Consider the following 18,009-nt stretch of genomic DNA (forward strand, 5'->3'; position numbering starts at 1 on the left):
TCAGACAGGGAAACCCAGCTGGGTGATCAATTTCCAGATATCCCTGTTGGCATTCGAGAGCTGAGTGACAACATCCTCGATTTCTTTCATTGCTTTGTCGTCAACTGTGTCTTCACGACCAAGTTTGATGTCGGTCTTGCGATCAGCAATGCGCATCAGGATGGTCTTTGGATTTCCGCTTTCCTGATCGAAAGAATAGATGCAGTGATTGTACTTGTTTCGAATAGAGGACAGGCGCGACAACCGCTGGGTGTGTTCGAGAATCGGATCGCGGATTTCAGGGGGGCGACCCTCCATCTTGGCGAGACGTTCGACCAGATCGATACGGGCACGTGTGGTGTTAAGCGTCAGGAATATGATGACCGCAACATCTTTATTGGCCCCGGTCAGACCTGCGATCAGGTGGATCAGCAGGCTTTCCGTGTTCGTCCACATATAGTTGAGCCGACCCACCAACAGAATGAGCCGGTCGAACCGGGTTTCGAATGCCTCATCCAACGGGCGCGTTGCGCGCTTCGTTCGGCGCGACCTCAAAGTAAAAATGCGCAGCTTCAGTCCGGTTGCTCACATCGATCTTGCCCGAGACATTGTGCATATGCAGTTTGACGGTGTGTTCGGTGATGCCCAGATTCGACGCAATGGTCTTGTTGCTCTTGCCTTGCGATACCAGCCTCAGGACTTGCTTTTCGCGGCGCGTCAGCTTTGAGTATCGCAACAGTTTGTCGGGCGACCGGGTTCTGGTTGCAGGCTGTTTTTCGATAGGTGTGCCTGGCGCACTTTGTGTTGCGGTCATGCTGTCGGCCAGAAAGCAGGGCAGGTGCAGCTCTTCGTGCATCAGAAGGCGCAATATTGCGCGCCAAACATCCGGCGCCACGTTCATTGGCAAATACCCGACACTGCCGAAACGGGTACGATCCCAGCGTTCGAACAGAACCCGGGCCGGACTTTTCTTGCGATAGGCGAAGGCCAGACATCCTGTCTCGGCGAGCCGGGAGTAATCAGCGGGCCGCGCTAACAGATCTTCGAGCATCATCTGATCCACGACAATGATGCGCTCGGAGGGAACAGAGTTCCCACTCTCGGCCAGCAGGTCGTCAAGGCTTTCATATCTTGACGCACGAACGCCGAATTCGCTTTGAACACTTCTCAGGGTTTGGTTCGAGTAGAACAATTCCTTGCCGATAAAAATGATCGACAGCTCTTCGGGATATTCAATCTGATCACGGGCGTCTTCTTGCAATGAAATATTCATTGACTTTCCCCCCACTAATACAAACGCCGCCCTCTGAAACTTTAAATCGGGTACAGAGCTGGGTGGCGCGAAACATTAACTTTGAACTCAAATAGTACCTTATCATAGCTGAAAGTACGTATTTCAGCAACCAAAGGCGGGTTCTGCAATACCGCTTACTAGAACCTTTGATCAGGTTCTTCGCATCTGGTTATAGCGTAACTCCATGAAATATCAGGGTTAATAATCCTATATGTTTGCGCATGATTGTTTCTGGGTAAAATCTGGCGCGAAATAAGCCGAATTTCAAAAAAATATATATTAAACAGTGATTTGCAGAAAATAATGCTTTCGGCCAGCTATGCATACCCCTTTATCGCTGCGACCATTCCTAGGCTTCTATTTGTGAAGTGAACTTGAACCTGACGTGTCTGCGGTCCGCGTATTTCAGCGAATTTCCCGTGGTCATGGAATCGGCTTAGCCGAGAAAGGGGGGCAAACCAAACAGAAGACTTTCTCTGCCGCGCGAGTGTCCAGTTTGACACCTTGTGCGCGAACTCTGTTTTCAACCGCGCCTGTAGCCGCTTTGTAGATGAATGGCGGTCCGGTGCTTCAGTAAAAGTGGAAAATTTTATGAGACGCCAACCCAACCAAACAACAACCGTGACCACAATTGATGACGTCCAAATCGATAATCTGGACGCCGATTTCGAAACAGATATAGCGGTAGACGAAGCCTATATCGAAGCTGACATCAACGCTCAGAAGCAAAAGCAAGATCAGGACGTTGAAAACTCTGCGAACAACTCTGATTCACAAGGACAAGATCAGTCACAGCGTTCTAAAAATGATAACGACAATGACAACGCGCAAGATCAGGATCAAAATCAGAAGCAGCAGCAGCAAAACACCAATGGTGGTGAAGACAATAATGATAATGACAACTCTAACAATAATGCGGTCAACATTGACTTCGGTGGCGGCGAATGGATTCCCCGCGATGACGATCAGGTAGACTTGGATCTGGGCGACAACGCCAGCGTTGGTGATGTGATCACCGCCGGTCGCGACCTGAATTATGATCCCGGTGATGATCTGAACCTTGATATTTCGCTGGATGGTCCTGGCAACGATATGTCGTCGATCAACAATCAGCTGGCAAGCTTGGAAGACAACGATCAGTTGGATAATGCCGAAGTTGGTAACTACGGAGAATTCAAGCAAAACGGTGATGCCAATGGTGGCGAAGCCAACGCTGCGGAAGGTATTAGTTCCAATGCAAATGGTGCAGCTTCCGGAAAAGGCGGAACCAGTTATGGCGGTGAAGCTGTAGGCGGCAAGACCATTGGTAGCGACGCTTACGGTGAAGGCGGAGACACTGGTGACGCTGATGCCCATGCCAAAGGTGGTAGCGGTGGCGATTCAGGTAATGCTGACAATGCAAGCACCGGCAAAGCCAAATCCAATTCGAACGCTGATGGTGAGAGCATTGGCGGGTACGGTGGTGACAGCACCAGCGACTCGAATGCTGACAACAACACCGACAGCGATAACACGACTGATGGCGAAGGCGGAGATGGCGGCTATGCCGATTCCGAAGGTGTAGGCAAAGGCTATGGTAAGGCGTACAGCGAGTCCGATGCCGATGCTGACGGTGGTGATGCTGACTCAGAGTCCAGCGCCAAAGGCAAGGGTGTAGCGGATAACGACGCAGATGCATCTGGTGCAGATGGTGGCGACGGCGACTCGAATGCGGATGGCAACGCTGACAACGACAGCGACAACAACACCGACGCCAACGACAATGACGGCGGTGACAACACAGCTGACGGAACAGGAACTGGTACTACCGATAGCGACGCTTCAGGCGACGGCGGCGATGGCTCGGGTGGATTCTCGCGCCTAGTCGAAGAAGCAATCGCGCGCCTCCAGCAGGAAATCTCTGAAAGCGGCCGTGGTGATGCAGATGCCGACACCGGTAATTCCAGAGCTGATTCTGGCAGTGGTTCATCCACCGGTGGAGACGGAGACGGCGGAGACAACAACGGAAGTTCAGCAGCTGATGCCGATGTTCAAGGTTTAGGTGATCAAGACGCTGAAGGCCCAAGTGTCGATCAGACATCTGGTGATGTTGACGGTTCGGCTGCCAACGCAAGTGATGCGGACGCAGATGGTGGCGATGGTGGTTCGAACGCTGCCAACGGTTCCGGTGATGGCACGGGTACAGGTACTTCAACGGCTGATGGTGATGGTGGTGCAGGTGGAACTGGTTCTGCTGCATCGGATTCAAACGCCAGTGCTGCTGGATCTGGCGCTTCCGAGGCCACAGGTGGTCTGGGTGGTGCATCAGATGTATTCTCAGAGACCGACACGGATGGTTCTGCTGATAGCCTCGCTGAGGCGATTGCCGGATACGGCGGTGCATCTGCATCGGACAATGACTCGGATTCGTCCGCAACGGGCAATGCCACTGGTACCGCATACAGCGGTGATGGCGGTGCAGGTGCTGCTGGTACTGCAGCAGGTGGAACTAGCGGCGAGTCAATGGTTGACGTCATGTCTGGTGACACAATGGGCGGCAACACGACAGGCGGAAGCGCAGCCGGTGCCTATTCGGGTGACGGCGGTGCCGGAGGCCATGGCGGTGATTGGGGTTCGAATAACGGTGGCGATGGCATCGTGACCGGTGAATCCTACGCCTCGGCCGCTGCCGTAGTCGATACGAACGCCTTCAACCAATCGATCGTACAGGGTGCCAATGTGCTAGGTAACTCAGTCGATACAACCATGGTTGGTGGTTCGATGACCTCGTCCTACGCAAGCGACGACACTGACGTCTAAGACAAAAAATCGGGGGCCGCATTATCGGCCCCCGTTCAATGAAATCGCCGGGGCCGCGCAATGTGGCCTCGGCCCAGAAAATCCCGAACCGGAAATTTTAGCTGGCAAGGGGGTAAGGGATCATCGAAATGTTATTCGATAGTGTTACCGAAAAGATTGCACACTTTATTGGATCTTTTGATCTTACGATTGAAAAAGCCCGGTTGAGGGATCAGTACGAAGAGTTCACCGCCATGCGGCGCAAGGCGGAACTGGACGAACTGGAAGAACCCGCAAAGATCCGGATCAAGGCAGATCTTGAATTGGACCCAGGCAAATATGGTCCGCTTTCCTATCGGTTTGACACCCCCCCCGCCACTCCTGAACTTCCACCCCCAACCGATGGCCCTGAATTTGAAACGGTCGTTGTACTTGAACCACCACTCTCAGACGGTCCGCCGTTACCCGAAGCGACAACCGGCCTAGGTGCAACGTTTGTGATCGAGCAGCAGCTGGAGATTGTGACAGAGCTTATCGGGTCTGCTGTGACCTACACGTTCCAGACGATTTTCCTGCGCGACAATGACGTTGTCGGCGAGGGAGATTTCCGCGATGTCGATCAGTTGATCGCATTGGCCGAGGCGGCTGCGCAGGTCGCAGCATCGATGCACGCGTTTGCCGTGCCCTCGTTCTCAATCTCGGACTACTTGTCGGTTGAATACGTCGAGTCTTTGGCCGAAGCGATGTTGGCCCCGATCAATGTCGAAGTTGAAGGCGCAGTTGTTTATCAGTTCCACGGCGAAGACGCGATGGGCGTGATCGTCAATGGTGAGTATGTGGACGAAGCCCCGGAATGGGAAGATCTTCTGCCTGCGCATCATAGACCGGACGAGGAAGAGGACGACGAAACACCCGATATGATGCCCGCAGAATGGGCTCAGGACGAGGAAGACGAATTTGCCGAAGGTCACACGGTGATCGCAGGCGGCAACCTTGCGATCAACGAGATGAACGCAACTGTGGCTTGGGTCGATGCGCCTTATATTGCGGTCGGTGGAAAAGCAATCGAACTGGCCATGGTGAGCCAGGTCGCCGTTGTATCTGACACCGACAAGGGCACGAATGGCGGCTCGGGCACCAATGTGGTGCACTCGTCGACGATCGAGGTCGAAGGCAACTCAGCCCCTTGGCTTAAGAAAGGCTCAAGTGGAGACGATGCCCCGGCATATGTGCATGTTGATTGGATTACGACCGATCTGATCGTTGCAAATTTTGTCAAGCAGGACATCGATGCAACGGATATCGATCATATTGATGCCGAGATTAGCGCGACGACCACGCTGTATGCGTTGGGTGACAACGAGTTGATTGATGTCACCAATATTCTTCAACTTGGCAGTTATTATGACCTGATCATGATCGAAGGCGACATGATATCGGTCGATGCGTTTGTCCAGACGCACGTATTATTGGATGACGATGTGGTGATGGGCGGATTGCCAGGACCCATCGATGGATCGGACGAAAACCTGGTTATGAACGAGGTTTCTCTCAAGAAGGAAGGCGAAGATACGTATCAGGCGATGCACGACTCCATGGCCGACGCCATGACCATGGGCGAGGACGACATGGCAGCGCTGGAAGAGGCGCTAATGAACGATCCGATGTTTGCTGGCATGGAGCAGATGCGGGTCCTCAAGATCGATGGATCGCTGGTTCAGGTCAACGTAGCCGAGCAATCGACGATGCTTGCCGATCAGGATGACGTATATCTGAATGGTCCCCACGCGGACGAGACCGAGGTTCTGGCAGGCAGCAATGCGATGCTGAACGCCGCCAATGTAACCAAGGCCGGCGTGGATTCGGTTGTTATGGCTCAGGATGGGGCATTTTCTGACCTGCTATTGCATCAGGCAAGCCTGCTTGACATGCCCACGAATGAGGACATCGCCGAGATGACCAACGAGGCAATCGCCGCCATCATGGAAGAGGCGGGTATGCCAGGTCACGACAATGGCATTGGACCTAACGGTAACGATCTCACGCCAAGCGAAATGGCGAATTCCTCTGATGGCCTGCAGACCATGCTGGCCTAATATTTCCTGATTTACGAGTGACCGGAAGGTTAGTTTATGTCGATCGTTTTTTCGTCGCGCCGCACCCGTTTTGCAAGTCCATTGGACCGGCACGGAGGCGGAGGCCCATTGACCCTGGAACCCCGAAATCGGGTAGCAAAACCAAATGAAAGCAAACTTGCAAAAACAGCGTCCCGCCTGCGTTTGACAAGTGATATGCAACTGGCGGAACCCGAAACCAAACCAGAGACCCCGGAAGCAAGTGACACCCCGGTTGCCGGGCCCGCGAAACGATCGCGGCAATTAGAAGCGCCTCAGGCGACGACACAACCGGATGATCCGGGGCAGACCCAGGCAGAGCAGTTGGATCAAACATCACAACCGCGCGCTGGTTCTCCCCTTCGGCGCGCGTCGTCGCGGCCCGCGCAAGATAAGGATCCTGCGGGTGGCGACACTGGGGTGGCCGATACCGAAGCCCCCGATTGTGAAACCGCCGACCAATCGACTGCACGCATGACCCCCTCTGCGCCGTCGGATGGTAAAGACCGCATGGGCACCACGATCGAGGCCAAGGCCAACCAACCCTTGCTGCGCCCGGGGACGGGTGGTGGCGATGGCAAGGGGCCACCCCAAACATTCCACAAACGCACGCCGCCTGAAGATTTCCAGAAGACGCTGCGTACCTCACTGCGCGCGATTTGGCGCAATCTGGCCTTCGTGCTGGTACTGACCTGCGCGACCAACGTCCTGATCCTAGCGATCCCGATCTACCTGTTTCAGATCAGTGACCGGGTTCTGACTAGTCGCTCGCTGGATACGTTGATCATGCTGACGGCAATCGTTGCCGGAGCAGTCATTTTTCAAGCCGCATTTGATGCCGTTCGTCGGTTCATGCTGATGCGTACAGCGGTCGAGGTCGCCGCCCGTCTTGGGGCCCCGGTTCTTAGCGCTGCGGCCCATGCCTCGCTGCACGGCAACGGACGCGAATATCAGACACTTGGGGATCTGCAACAGGTGCGAGGCTTTCTGGTCTCGGGCACTCTGATCTCATTTCTGGATGTACCATTTGCACCGCTGTTCATCCTGATGATCTTTCTGGTGCATCCGCAACTTGGGATGATTGTGGTGACGACGGCCGTGATTCTGATGATCATCGCGCTGATCAACCAGAAAATGACCGCCAAGCCCTTTGCCAAGGCCAATCAGGCGCAATCAATGGCGAACCAGCATCTGGATTCAATGTCGCGCAACAGTCAGATCATCAACGCTTTGGCGATGATCCCCGAGGCAGTGCGCATCTGGGGGCGTGACACCGCACAATCGCTGACATGGCAAGTCAAGGCGCAGGATCGTAACGTGATCTTCGCGGCCATTTCGCGTGCCGTCCGTCTTTTGACGCAGATCGGCATTCTGGGCTGGGGCGCCTTTCTGGCCCTTCAAGGTGAAATTACCGGCGGTATGGTCATCGCCGCCTCGATCATCGCAGGGCGGGCTTTTGCGCCGATCGAAGGCTCGATCGAGGGTTGGAATACCTTCCTGCTGACGCGCGGCGCTTTTGGGCGGATCAAGGCTCTGCTGTCGAACTCGGCCCTGCAATATGAAAAACTGCGCCTACCACGGCCTGAGGGGCGGTTGGATGTCGAACGCCTGCTATATGTCCCAGGCGGCACCAAGCGGGTGGTTCTGAACGGGATTACCTTTGCGCTGAACCCAGGTGAAACTCTGGCGATCATCGGGAATTCAGGCGCAGGCAAAACGACACTTGGTAAAACGCTGGTGGGTTCGATCCTGCCGACCTCAGGCAGTGTGCGGCTGGACCTGATGGATATCCGCAACTGGGATCCCCGCCAGTTTGGCGAAAATATTGGCTATCTGCCGCAAGACGTACAGCTGTTCCCCGGCAGCATCAAAGACAATATTGGCCGGATGCGTGCCGATGCCACGGATGAGCAGATCCACGATGCCGCCGTTTTGGCCGACGTGCACAATATGATCGCAACGCTGCCGCAGGGGTATGAGACTGTTGTGGCCGCCGACGGCTCACCTCTCTCAGGTGGCCAGAAGCAGCGTATTGCTTTGGCGCGTGCCTTCTTCGGCAACCCGCGTTTGGTTGTTCTGGATGAGCCGAACTCGAACCTCGACGTGGCGGGTGACAAGGCGCTTGCGCGTGCGATTGAGCAAGCAAAGGAAAGCAAGATCACCGTTGTGGTGATTACGCAAAAGCCGACTCTGTTGAATGTTGTCGACAAGATCATGCTGCTGACCGATGGGCGCGTGGCGCTGTTCGGGCAGCGCGAACAGGTGCTGGAACAGCTCAACGGGCCGCGCCAGCAACCGCCCGAAATACAGGGCAAGGGGGATTAAGCGATGAACGACGTGGCACGCACCGATGAAGGCGGTCTTTGGTACTCTGAGGTTCCGCGCTCGATCACCAAATTCATCGTGATTGGCTTTATCATGCTTATTGTCTGTTTTGGCGGCTTTGGCGTCTGGTCCTTCCGTGCACCTCTGGCCGCTGCAGTCATCGCGCAAGGCAGCTTTGTCGCGACCGGCCGCAACAAGATCGTGCAGCATTTGGAAGGCGGTATCATCGAGAACATTCTGGTCTCGGAAGGTGAATCTGTTCAAGCCGGACAGATCATGATGACTTTGGATCAGACCTCGGCCGAGGCGAGTGAACGCGAATTGTTCATTCGCAAACTTCGCCTTCAGGCCATGACCGAACGGTTGCTGGCTGAGCATAGCGAACAGGAAACCCTCGTGTTTTCGCCCGGATTGATCGAAGCATCGGACGACGTCGAGGTCATGACGATCCTCGACAATCAGAAACTCAGCTTTGATGTATCGCGCAAGACACTGCTGAACGATATTGCTTTGCTGCAGCGCAACATGGAGGCGTTGAAAATTCGTGCGTCAGGATTTGAAGCACAATTGGTCAGCATGGAAAGGCGATCAGAGATTCTCGAGGAAGAATACGAGACCAAATATTCGTTGTTTGAAAAAGGATTAGTGCGCAAAGGTGATCTGAATACGATCCGCCGGGTGCAGGCCGAAGCCGAAGGTCAACTGGCGCGTTTGCGCGCAGAAACGGCTGAGGTAAACCAGATGCTGCTGAAGTATGAAGAGCAGATTCTGCGCACCCGCTCAGCCTACCGCGAGGCTGCGCTGGACGAGTTGGGCGTTATTGAAGCCGATCTTGAAAGTGTGCGTGAAAAAGCCCGTCAGGCCCGTAGCGTTCTGGCCCGTGCCGTTGTGCGTGCACCGGTGACAGGCACAGTGGTGCGACTTCATCACCACACGCCGGGCGGGGTGATCGAAACTGGCGAACAGATTGCTGAGATTCTGCCCGCCGATGCGCCATTGATCATCGAAGCGCAGATCCCGCGTACCGAGATCGACAGCGTGGTCACCGGGCAGATCGCGACGGTGCGCCTAGTCGCGCTCAATCAACGGACAACCCCAGTGCTTGAAGGCGAGGTCTATTACGTCTCGGCTGACTCGCTTGTCGAGGATTCTGCCGGTATGCCGCAAGAGGTCTATCTGGCGCGCATTTCTCTGACCACGGAAGAGATGGGTCGCGTGCGGGGCTTCGTGCCGACACCCGGAATGCCCGCCGAGATCATGATCCAGACCGAGGAACGCACCTTTGCGGCCTATATCGCCAAGCCGGTGGTTGACAGTATGTCGCGTGCATTCCGCGAACATTAAGCGCCTGAATGTCTACACCTTCAATTTTCTGCATGTTAGCCTTTCACGGATTCATTTCCTGGAGGGGCGCAAATGCCATTGACGGTCAAAGACATGATGCAAGCTGCAAACGCGGTGGTTGAACGTATCGATGCCAGCCGGGCGAAAGAACTGATCGGGCAGGGTGCCTTGTTGTTGGATATTCGCGATGCGCCTGAACTGGAAAGGACAGGGCGCGCGGTCGGCTCGCATCATATCCCGCGCGGGATGTTGGAGTTTCGGGCCGATCCCGAGCTGCCTTCCCATGACGCGGAACTGCGCAAGGACCGGGTGATCATCCTGCATTGTGCATCGGGTGGCAGGGCGGCGCTGGCTGGGAAACTGCTTAAGGATATGGGGTATTTACACGTCTATAATCTGGGCGGGTTTGCGGATTGGGTGAATGGCGGTGGTGAGGCGACCGGGCCCATGGATCGAGGGATGTAGCTACATATCTGACCCAAATCAAAGTCACACATATTCCGTTGCTGTAATGTAAAGGCCAGAAGCTTAAACACAGGATACTGGCCATGATACGCCTAGCAGCCACGCTTTATTCTTTGATCGCCACAGCCATCGCGGGTTCTGCCGTGATTGCGGTCCTAGCGGTTGGAATGGTGACCTGGATGGCCATCGTTTCCGCCGCAGCAGTAGGGGCGGTTGTTGCCGCGCCGGTGTCGTGGCTGGTGGCAAAACGCCTGTATCAAGGCGCTTGATTAAGCGTTCAAGAAGGTCCTGACTGCAGCTTCGAATTCGCGGGGTTTCTCGGCGTGCAGCCAGTGCCCCGCACCGGGAATTTTGGCGAAGCGAGCTGAAGGAAACAGGGTGCGAATCTGCTCTCGGTATTCGGGCTGAACATAATCTGATGCTGCGCCGGACAGGAACAGAGCAGGGCCGTCCCAATGGGTCGAAATCTCGGGGAAGCCCATGATCTTTGGCATTTCGCTGGCCAGTACATCTAGGTTCAGCCGCCAGCGGCCTCCCTCAACATCCAAAGACTGCGTAAAAAAGCTCTGCAGCGCCTTTTCGACGCCCAGATCGGCCAGCTGTGCTTCGGCATCTGAACGACGCTGAACGCGGGACATATCGACCGCCCGCATTGCCTCGATGAATTGAATCTGGCTGTGGCTGTATGCCACTGGTGCGATGTCGGCGACGATCAGCTTGCGCACCAGATTGCCATATTCCAGCGCCAGCACCATCGAAGCTTTTCCACCCATGGAATGCCCGACGATATCGGCGATGCCGCCAACGCTGTCGATGACCTTGGCCAGATCATGCGCCAAATCCGGGTAGCCATGCTGAGCATCCCAAAAGCTGTAGGCGTGATTGCGCATATCGACGGCGATCACCTGTCTTTCGTCCGACAGTCGCCGCGCAATGACTCCCCAGTTGCGCGCCGAACCATAGAGGCCATGCGCTATCAGCAGGGGCGGATGATCGGTCGGGTCGCCATGGATGATCGTATTCAGCATGCTTCTGTGATACGCGTCACCGCGCGGAACAACCAGCCCCATTGTCGCCGGTGTGACGCGCGGCTAAATTGTCCCGTCAGGAGGCGCCAATGACGCAGGAAATCGATATCCAGACCCGGATCGCAGAGACCATTCGGTTGCTGCGTAAAAAGCTTGGCGTGAAAGACAAGACCCTGATTGCCTCGGTCCGGCGCGCAAAGCGGCGTTTGCCGCGCAAGGTCTATAAACAGGCCTTGGTTCTGGCAGAGGCCGAGCAGATGGCCGAGCATCCCAAACTGCGGATGGTTTTGGATATGCCCCGGCTCGAAAAAGCGTCGGACGAGGTGCAAGGCCACCTGAACGCGATCAATCTGGCAGATCGACGTTGGGGATGGTTCCTGAGCTTTCTTGGTTCGCTTGCGTTGGGCCTGATCGTGTTGGCGGCGTTGGCTGTGTTCGTACTACGATGGCGCGGGTATATCTGACCGCTGCACGCCTCAAAGAAAAACGGCGCCGATCAGGGCGCCGTTTTCTGTTCTAAGATCCGTATTGGATCAGAGATTCGGATAAAGCGGGTAGCGCGCGCAAAGTTCGGCGACTTCGGCTTTGACTTTGGCTTCGACCGCACCGTTTCCGTCTTCGCCATTTGCGGCCAGACCGTCGACCACTTCGATGATCCAGTCTGCGATCTGGCGGAACTCGGCCTCACCAAAACCGCGGGTGGTTCCGGCGGGCGAGCCCAGACGGATACCGCTGGTGATCGTCGGCTTTTCGGGGTCGAACGGCACACCGTTCTTGTTGCAGGTGATATGTGCCCGGCCCAAAGCTTTCTCGGTTGCGTTGCCTTTAACGCCTTTGGGGCGCAGGTCGACAAGAACCACATGGGTATCGGTGCCGTGGGTCACAGTGTCCAGGCCACCCTTGATCAGCTGATCTGAAAGGGCCTGCGCATTCACAACGACCTGCTTGATATAGTCCTTGAACTCAGGACGCTGTGCCTCGCCAAAGGCAACGGCCTTGCCAGCAATCACATGCATCAGCGGGCCACCCTGAATGCCCGGGAAGATCGCCGAATTTATCTTTTTGGCAATCGCTTCATCATTGGTCAGGATCATGCCGCCGCGCGGGCCGCGCAGGGTTTTATGCGTGGTGGTGGTGGCCACATGCGCATGCGGGAAGGGCGAAGGGTGCGCGCCTGCGGCAACCAGACCGGCGATATGGGCCATATCCACATGCAGATAGGCGCCGACCATATCGGCGATTTCACGCATGCGGGCAAAATCGATGACGCGCGGGATGGCCGAGCCTCCGGCGATGATCAGCTTGGGGTTATGTTCCTTTGCCAGCGCTTCGATCTGATCATAGTCGATCAGGTTGTCCTGCTTGCGCACGCCATAATGTACCGCGTTGAACCACTTGCCTGACTGGTTCGGCGCCGCACCATGGGTCAGGTGACCACCTGCATCCAGCGACATTCCCAGAATGGTGTCACCGGGCTTGATCAGCGCCTGAAATACACCTTGGTTCGCCTGCGATCCCGAATTCGGTTGGACGTTGGCAAACTCACACCCAAACAACTGCTTGGCACGGTCGATAGCCAGGTTCTCGGCAATGTCGACGAACTGACAACCGCCATAGTACCGGCGGCCCGGATAACCTTCGGCATATTTGTTGGTCATGACCGAGCCCTGCGCCTCCATCACGGCGGCAGAGACGATGTTCTCCGAGGCGATCAGTTCGATCTCGTCGCGCTGGCGGCCCAATTCAGATGTGATCGAGCCGAACAGCTCGGGGTCACGATCCGCGAGGGACTGGGTGAAAAATCCGTTGTCACGAAGATTGGCGTTCATGTGCGCTCCGCATGGCTGGGGTGTATCTGGCGGATTTCCTATCGGAAACGACGTGTGTCAGAAAGGTTGTAAAGCGACGAAATGGCCCTCTATGGCGTCAAGTCTGGCCTATTGCGGAAAGGTATGCTTGTTTCGGAACCAAATGTGCAGCACTGGAAACTATAAAACATGACAAAGAGAATCGCCTTTCTGGCCAGCGATGCCAAGGTTGCGCAGACCGCCCGGGATGCGCTTGTGGCGCGCTACGGAAATGCAGCGCCGAGAGACGCAGATGTTGTGGTGGCGCTGGGTGGTGATGGCTTCATGCTTCAGACGCTGCAGGGCGTCCAGCATTTGGACAAGCCGGTTTATGGAATGAATCGCGGTACCATCGGGTTTCTGATGAACGAATATGCCGAAGTTGATCTGATGGCCCGGCTAGCAGAGGCAGAGGAAGAAGTCATCAATCCATTGGCGATGACTGCAATGGACCAGGCGGGCCAAAAGCACCAAGCACTTGCAATCAACGAGATTTCGCTGCTTCGTGCGGGGCCGCAGGCAGCGCGGTTGCGGATCAGCGTTGATGGGCGGGTACGCATGGCCGAACTCGTGTGTGATGGTGCATTGCTTGCCACGCCGGCGGGTTCAACCGCATATAACTATTCCGCTCACGGACCCATTGTACCCATTGGCGCGGACGTTCTGGCATTGACGCCAATCGCCGCGTTTCGCCCCCGGCGGTGGCGTGGCGCCTTGCTGCCGAAAGTTGCGAAAGTCAGATTCGATGTGATCGAGGCTGACAAACGCCCGGTTATCGTTGCGGCCGACTCCATATCGTTTCCGGATATCGATTGGGTCGAGATCAGGTCTGAGATTGCGATCCAGCATCGTATTTTATTTGACCCTGGCCACGGCCTGGAAGAACGGTTGATCTCTGAACAATTTACTTAAATCTCAGCGTGTTGATCATTTTTCCACCGCTTGTGTGAACCAGTTCACATGCAATGCGATAAGGGTTTGTTAACTTCAAGTTGCCCGGAGAACACGCCGAGGTGGAAGTGAGTGGCCATCTAAAGGTGTTTTCGAATGGTTGCGCAGTTTTCGCGCTGGCGAGGGTGGGTGGTGCTACGCTCGTCATCTTAATCCGGGCATATTTTAGTATGCGGACCCCGGGACAAAATCCCGGGGTCTATTTCATCTGTGAGGCCTGAGTGACGATGTCTCAGGTTTGCGCGCTCATTCGATCCCACAGAATCGGAGCCATCTGCCCCACACGCGCTTCGATCGCGACCGCTGCATCCACCGCCATATCCTCACGCCAGCGTCGAGCAGCAATCTGAACATTGATCGGTTGCGGCCCATTCGGCAATTCGGCCAAGCGCGCGGGAACGCTGGCGGCGGGCAGCCCGAGGAAATTCATCGCATAAGAATAGACCGCGCATCCTAACACCTCATGAACGCCTTCGGCACCTTCGGTATCGCGATCAGGTTTAAAGAACGGCTGCGGCAGGAATGGAGACAGGACCAAAGGATATTTCTGCATGAATAGCGACCATTGGCGCGCATAATGGCTGCGTTGCGCCAACGCCTGAATCAGTTCGTCGCCTACGATCGGAGGAAACTCCTGAAAATAAACCTCGAAAATATCACGGATGGTTTGAGACCCGGCTGCCTCGATATCGTTTTTCATCAACGTCAGCACTTCACCCATCAGCGCGCGATAGCCGATGCGCCCGCATTCGAACACATCCGGCGGATCAATGTCTTCAACTATATATCCGGCATCTACCAGCGCCTCCCGAGCGGTACTTAGCGCTTTGTCCACTTCGGGGTGCAAAGCGTATTCGAACGTATTTTTGGTGAACGCAACTTTGATTGGGACATCCGGCCCCGCGCCGCGCCAAGGCATTGGCACATGGAAGGGGTCGCGGGCGTCCGGGGCGATCAGGCTGGGCATCGAAAGGTGCAGGTCCTTTGCGCTTCTTGTGATCAAGCCCTGTACCGACATCGATTGTGCCAGCATCCCGCGTTCTGCATTCTGGCTGGGGTTCCAGGCCGGTACGCGGCCCAGCCCCGGTTTCACTGTAACCGCACCATTGGCTGCAGCAGGGAACCGCAAGCTACCTCCGATATCGTTGCCATGAGCCAGTGCGCCGATGCCCGCCATGACCGCAGCCCCCGCGCCCCCGGACGACCCACCGGGCGAGATATGGCGGCCCCAAGGATTGTGCGTGCGCCCATGAAGTGGATTATCCGTGTCAGCGCGGAACGAGAATTCGGGCGTGTTGGTCCGCCCGATGACAATGGCCCCCGCATTGTGCAAGTTTGAAACCACCGGGGCGTCATCAGGGGCAATGACATCCTTCAAGGCAACCACACCATTTGTTGTGGCATGGTTCTTCTGGTCGACATTCACTTTGATGGTCACCGGTACGCCGTGCAGCGGCCCAACCGAGGCACCTTTGCGGCGCGCCTGATCAAGCGCAGATGCACGCTCTAACGCTTCTGTGCCCAGATCGTCCACGACAGCATTCAGCGAGGGATTTACCTGATGCATGCGCTCCAATGCATCACTGATCACCTCTTCTGCGCTCAACTCGCCAGCTTGGGTCAGCGCAGCCAATTCTGTTGCATCAAAACGCCAGATATCGCCCTGTGTCATGCTCGTCCTCCTCACCTCAAACTGAGGTGAGGAGGACCCAATGACAAGCCCCGCAATCGCAAAACGGATCCAACCTTCATCTGGCCAAAAATATCTCGGAGCGCGAGGCAGAGCCTCGCACACGCGCGACAGCGCAAATCGGTTGCGCCGTAAGGCGCTCCACTTGATCGTACCGTGAAATTACTGTGCGTAGCCGATAGTTTGCAGGGCCACCGTGATCTCGTCCAGAATTGCTGGGTCATCGATTGTGGCAGGCATTTTATACGCCTTGCCATCCGCGATCGACACCATCGTACCACGCAGGATCTTGCCCGAGCGTGTCTTGGGCAGACGATCCACCACCACTGCTTTCTTGAACGCAGCGACTGGGCCGATTTTGTCACGAACCATCTGGACCACATCGGTTACCACCTCCGCGTGATTCCGATCGGAACCGGCATTCAGACACAGGAAACCGACAGGCATCTGGCCTTTCAGTTGATCAGATACCCCAATGACAGCGCATTCTGCCACATCGGGGTGAGCGGCCAACACCTCTTCCATCCCGCCCGTCGAAAGTCGGTGCCCGGCGACGTTGATCACGTCATCGGTACGGGCCATGATATAGAGATACCCATCTTCGTCGATCATGCCCGCATCACCGGTTTCGTAATAGCCGGGAAAATGCTCAAGGTAGGATTTTCTGAAGCGCGCCTCGGCATTCCACAGGTTTGGCAATGTGCCTGGCGGAAGCGGGAGCTTGACTGCGATCGCGCCCAACTCGCCCGGTTTCATAGGATGGCCGCCCTCGTCCAGAATCTGAACGTCATAGCCCGGCATAGGCTTGGCAGGTGATCCCAGCTTGACCGGAAGCTCTTCGATTCCGAGCGGGTTGCCAGCGATGGTCCAGCCAGTTTCGGTTTGCCACCAATGATCGATGACCGGAACTTTCAGCGCATCCTGCGCCCAGATGATCGTATCTGGATCAGCCCTCTCTCCTGCAAGATACAGAGCCTTAAGGCAGGATAGATCGTAATTCGCCATCAATTCTGCGCTTGGGTCTTCGCGTTTTACGGCACGAATGGCGGTTGGGGCGGTGAAGAAGCTTTTGACCTTGTGTTCGGATATCACGCGCCAGAAAGTTCCGGCGTCAGGTGTTCCGACGGGCTTGCCTTCAAAAACAATCGTCGTGTTGCCGTGGATCAGCGGGGCATAACAGATATAGGAATGGCCAACGACCCAGCCGACATCCGAAGCCGCCCAGAACACATCTCCAGGATCGACATTGTAGATGTTTTTCATCGTCCAGTTCAGTGCGACCAGATGGCCGGCAGTCGGGCGCACGACGCCTTTGGGCGCACCAGTGGTGCCGGATGTATAGAGGATATAGGCTGGATCATTGCCGCTGACTGGTACACATTCTGCGGGCTCGGTACCGTATTGGAAACCGTGCCAGTTGACGTCGCGCCCATCGATTAGTTGTGCGACTTCCTGCTCGCGCTGGAATATTACGCAAAATTCGGGTTTGTGGGCGGCCAGATCGATCGCGCCATCCAGCAGAGGTTTGTAGTGCACAACGCGTCCCGGCTCCATCCCGCATGAGGCAGCGATGATCGCCTTGGGTTTCGCATCGTCGATACGTACGGCCAGTTCGTTGCTGGCAAAGCCGCCGAATACCACTGAATGCACTGCTCCTAGCCGGGCGCAAGCCAGCATTGCCTCCAGCGCTTCGGGGATCATAGGCATGTAGATGATGACGCGGTCACCTTTCTCAATACCTTTTGCACGGAGCGCGCCAGCCAGATTAGCAACCCGATTGCGTAACTCGACGTATGAGATTTCGCGTTTGGTATGAGTAATTGGGCTGTCATAGATGATCGCGGTTTGCTCACCACGACCATTTTCCACATGGCGATCAACGGCGTTCCAGCACGTATTTACCTTGGCATCACTGAACCATTCGTAAAGAGGCGCATTGTCGTCAAACAGAGCTTTGCTGGGCGCTTGAACCCAATCGATCCCCTTGGCTGCATCCATCCAGAATGCTTCGGGGTCGTTCTTCCAGCTCTCGTAGACGTCCTGATATGCCATGATGGCCTCCTCCCAAATTCCTTGAGCTATGTGTTAGGCATCGTGGATGTTTCGAGCAAGCGATGCGCATAACGGCGCGTCAGTTTATCGCAAAATCTTTGCAGAACCTTGCAGTTTGGCTTGCAAATTTTTGCAAATCCTC

14 protein-coding genes are annotated in these 18,009 nt (G+C 55.8%); 8 read left to right on the forward strand and 6 right to left on the reverse strand.

The window, feature by feature from the left end; genetic code table 11:
• Both ACR0AY_RS11910 and ACR0AY_RS11915 read right to left on the reverse strand, forming a co-directional pair.
• Positions 1 to 498: a hypothetical protein gene (locus ACR0AY_RS11910; protein ID WP_170391988.1), complete on the reverse strand. Its 498-nt coding sequence runs from the start codon at positions 496 to 498 to the stop codon at positions 1 to 3.
• Complete coding sequence (locus ACR0AY_RS11915) at positions 491 to 1,252, reverse strand: helix-turn-helix transcriptional regulator (RefSeq protein WP_170401338.1); 762 nt, start codon at positions 1,250 to 1,252, stop codon at positions 491 to 493. Before ACR0AY_RS11915 ends, ACR0AY_RS11910 begins: the two co-directional genes overlap by 8 nt.
• Positions 1,253 to 1,864: 612 nt before the next feature.
• Between ACR0AY_RS11915 and ACR0AY_RS11920 the strand changes: the two genes are divergently transcribed.
• The 6 genes from ACR0AY_RS11920 (at position 1,865) to ACR0AY_RS11945 (ending at position 10,568) form a co-directional block, all read left to right on the forward strand.
• Positions 1,865 to 4,072 carry an MSCRAMM family adhesin gene (locus ACR0AY_RS11920; protein ID WP_170512235.1) on the forward strand — a complete coding sequence of 736 codons (2,208 nt, stop codon included), beginning with the start codon at positions 1,865 to 1,867 and terminating at the stop codon, positions 4,070 to 4,072.
• A gap of 128 nt (positions 4,073 to 4,200) precedes the next feature.
• Complete coding sequence (locus tag ACR0AY_RS11925; protein ID WP_170512233.1) at positions 4,201 to 6,147, forward strand: type I secretion protein; 1,947 nt, start codon at positions 4,201 to 4,203, stop codon at positions 6,145 to 6,147.
• A gap of 36 nt (positions 6,148 to 6,183) precedes the next feature.
• The gene (locus ACR0AY_RS11930) at positions 6,184 to 8,490 is read left to right on the forward strand and encodes a type I secretion system permease/ATPase (RefSeq protein ID WP_170512232.1); all 2,307 of its coding nucleotides are present in this window, start codon (positions 6,184 to 6,186) and stop codon (positions 8,488 to 8,490) included.
• A 3-nt stretch (positions 8,491 to 8,493) separates the two neighbouring features.
• Positions 8,494 to 9,834 (forward strand): HlyD family type I secretion periplasmic adaptor subunit, encoded by a 1,341-nt coding sequence (locus ACR0AY_RS11935; RefSeq protein ID WP_170391969.1) that lies wholly within the window; start codon positions 8,494 to 8,496, stop codon positions 9,832 to 9,834.
• Positions 9,835 to 9,906: 72 nt separating this feature from the next.
• On the forward strand, positions 9,907 to 10,299 hold the full coding sequence (locus tag ACR0AY_RS11940; protein WP_170420870.1) for a rhodanese-like domain-containing protein: 393 nt from the start codon (positions 9,907 to 9,909) through the stop codon (positions 10,297 to 10,299).
• Between the two features lie 83 nt (positions 10,300 to 10,382).
• Positions 10,383 to 10,568 carry a hypothetical protein gene (locus ACR0AY_RS11945; protein WP_170512230.1) on the forward strand — a complete coding sequence of 62 codons (186 nt, stop codon included), beginning with the start codon at positions 10,383 to 10,385 and terminating at the stop codon, positions 10,566 to 10,568.
• Here ACR0AY_RS11945 and ACR0AY_RS11950 read toward each other — a convergent pair whose 3' ends face one another.
• Positions 10,569 to 11,327 carry an alpha/beta fold hydrolase gene (locus tag ACR0AY_RS11950; RefSeq protein WP_170512228.1) on the reverse strand — a complete coding sequence of 253 codons (759 nt, stop codon included), beginning with the start codon at positions 11,325 to 11,327 and terminating at the stop codon, positions 10,569 to 10,571.
• An 89-nt stretch (positions 11,328 to 11,416) separates the two neighbouring features.
• Between ACR0AY_RS11950 and ACR0AY_RS11955 the strand changes: the two genes are divergently transcribed.
• Positions 11,417 to 11,791, forward strand: a complete 375-nt coding sequence (locus ACR0AY_RS11955) for a hypothetical protein (protein ID WP_170391953.1) — start codon at positions 11,417 to 11,419, stop codon at positions 11,789 to 11,791.
• A gap of 69 nt (positions 11,792 to 11,860) precedes the next feature.
• Here the strand turns inward: ACR0AY_RS11955 and glyA are convergent, their stop codons facing one another.
• On the reverse strand, positions 11,861 to 13,156 hold the full coding sequence (glyA, locus tag ACR0AY_RS11960; protein WP_170512226.1) for a serine hydroxymethyltransferase: 1,296 nt from the start codon (positions 13,154 to 13,156) through the stop codon (positions 11,861 to 11,863).
• Between the two features lie 168 nt (positions 13,157 to 13,324).
• On the opposite strand from glyA, the gene ACR0AY_RS11965 reads away from it, so the two are divergent.
• Positions 13,325 to 14,086, forward strand: coding sequence for an NAD kinase (locus ACR0AY_RS11965; protein ID WP_170391948.1), 762 nt, complete (start codon positions 13,325 to 13,327; stop codon positions 14,084 to 14,086).
• Positions 14,087 to 14,357: 271 nt separating this feature from the next.
• On the opposite strand, the gene ACR0AY_RS11970 is transcribed toward ACR0AY_RS11965, so the two are convergent.
• Both ACR0AY_RS11970 and prpE read right to left on the reverse strand, forming a co-directional pair.
• Positions 14,358 to 15,797, reverse strand: coding sequence for an amidase family protein (locus ACR0AY_RS11970; RefSeq protein ID WP_170512224.1), 1,440 nt, complete (start codon positions 15,795 to 15,797; stop codon positions 14,358 to 14,360).
• Between the two features lie 180 nt (positions 15,798 to 15,977).
• Positions 15,978 to 17,867, reverse strand: coding sequence for a propionate-CoA ligase PrpE (prpE, locus tag ACR0AY_RS11975; RefSeq protein WP_170512222.1), 1,890 nt, complete (start codon positions 17,865 to 17,867; stop codon positions 15,978 to 15,980).
• Between the last annotated feature and the right edge of the window lie 142 nt (positions 17,868 to 18,009).

The sequence above is a fragment of the Ruegeria sp. A5 genome (assembly GCF_056543005.1).

What these genes read in the sequence shown, in the direction of transcription:
- ACR0AY_RS11965 (WP_170391948.1), top strand. Translation starts at nt 13,325, where the DNA reads ATGACAAAGAGAATCGCCTTTCTGGCCAGCGATGCCAAGGTTGCGCAG.
- ACR0AY_RS11920 (WP_170512235.1), top strand. Translation starts at nt 1,865, where the DNA reads ATGAGACGCCAACCCAACCAAACAACAACCGTGACCACAATTGATGAC.
- ACR0AY_RS11935 (WP_170391969.1), top strand. Translation starts at nt 8,494, where the DNA reads ATGAACGACGTGGCACGCACCGATGAAGGCGGTCTTTGGTACTCTGAG.
- ACR0AY_RS11925 (WP_170512233.1), top strand. Translation starts at nt 4,201, where the DNA reads ATGTTATTCGATAGTGTTACCGAAAAGATTGCACACTTTATTGGATCT.
- ACR0AY_RS11970 (WP_170512224.1), bottom strand. Translation starts at nt 15,797, where the DNA reads ATGACACAGGGCGATATCTGGCGTTTTGATGCAACAGAATTGGCTGCG.
- ACR0AY_RS11950 (WP_170512228.1), bottom strand. Translation starts at nt 11,327, where the DNA reads ATGCTGAATACGATCATCCATGGCGACCCGACCGATCATCCGCCCCTG.
- ACR0AY_RS11915 (WP_170401338.1), bottom strand. Translation starts at nt 1,252, where the DNA reads ATGAATATTTCATTGCAAGAAGACGCCCGTGATCAGATTGAATATCCC.
- prpE (WP_170512222.1), bottom strand. Translation starts at nt 17,867, where the DNA reads ATGGCATATCAGGACGTCTACGAGAGCTGGAAGAACGACCCCGAAGCA.
- glyA (WP_170512226.1), bottom strand. Translation starts at nt 13,156, where the DNA reads ATGAACGCCAATCTTCGTGACAACGGATTTTTCACCCAGTCCCTCGCG.
- ACR0AY_RS11955 (WP_170391953.1), top strand. Translation starts at nt 11,417, where the DNA reads ATGACGCAGGAAATCGATATCCAGACCCGGATCGCAGAGACCATTCGG.
- ACR0AY_RS11930 (WP_170512232.1), top strand. Translation starts at nt 6,184, where the DNA reads ATGTCGATCGTTTTTTCGTCGCGCCGCACCCGTTTTGCAAGTCCATTG.
- ACR0AY_RS11945 (WP_170512230.1), top strand. Translation starts at nt 10,383, where the DNA reads ATGATACGCCTAGCAGCCACGCTTTATTCTTTGATCGCCACAGCCATC.
- ACR0AY_RS11940 (WP_170420870.1), top strand. Translation starts at nt 9,907, where the DNA reads ATGCCATTGACGGTCAAAGACATGATGCAAGCTGCAAACGCGGTGGTT.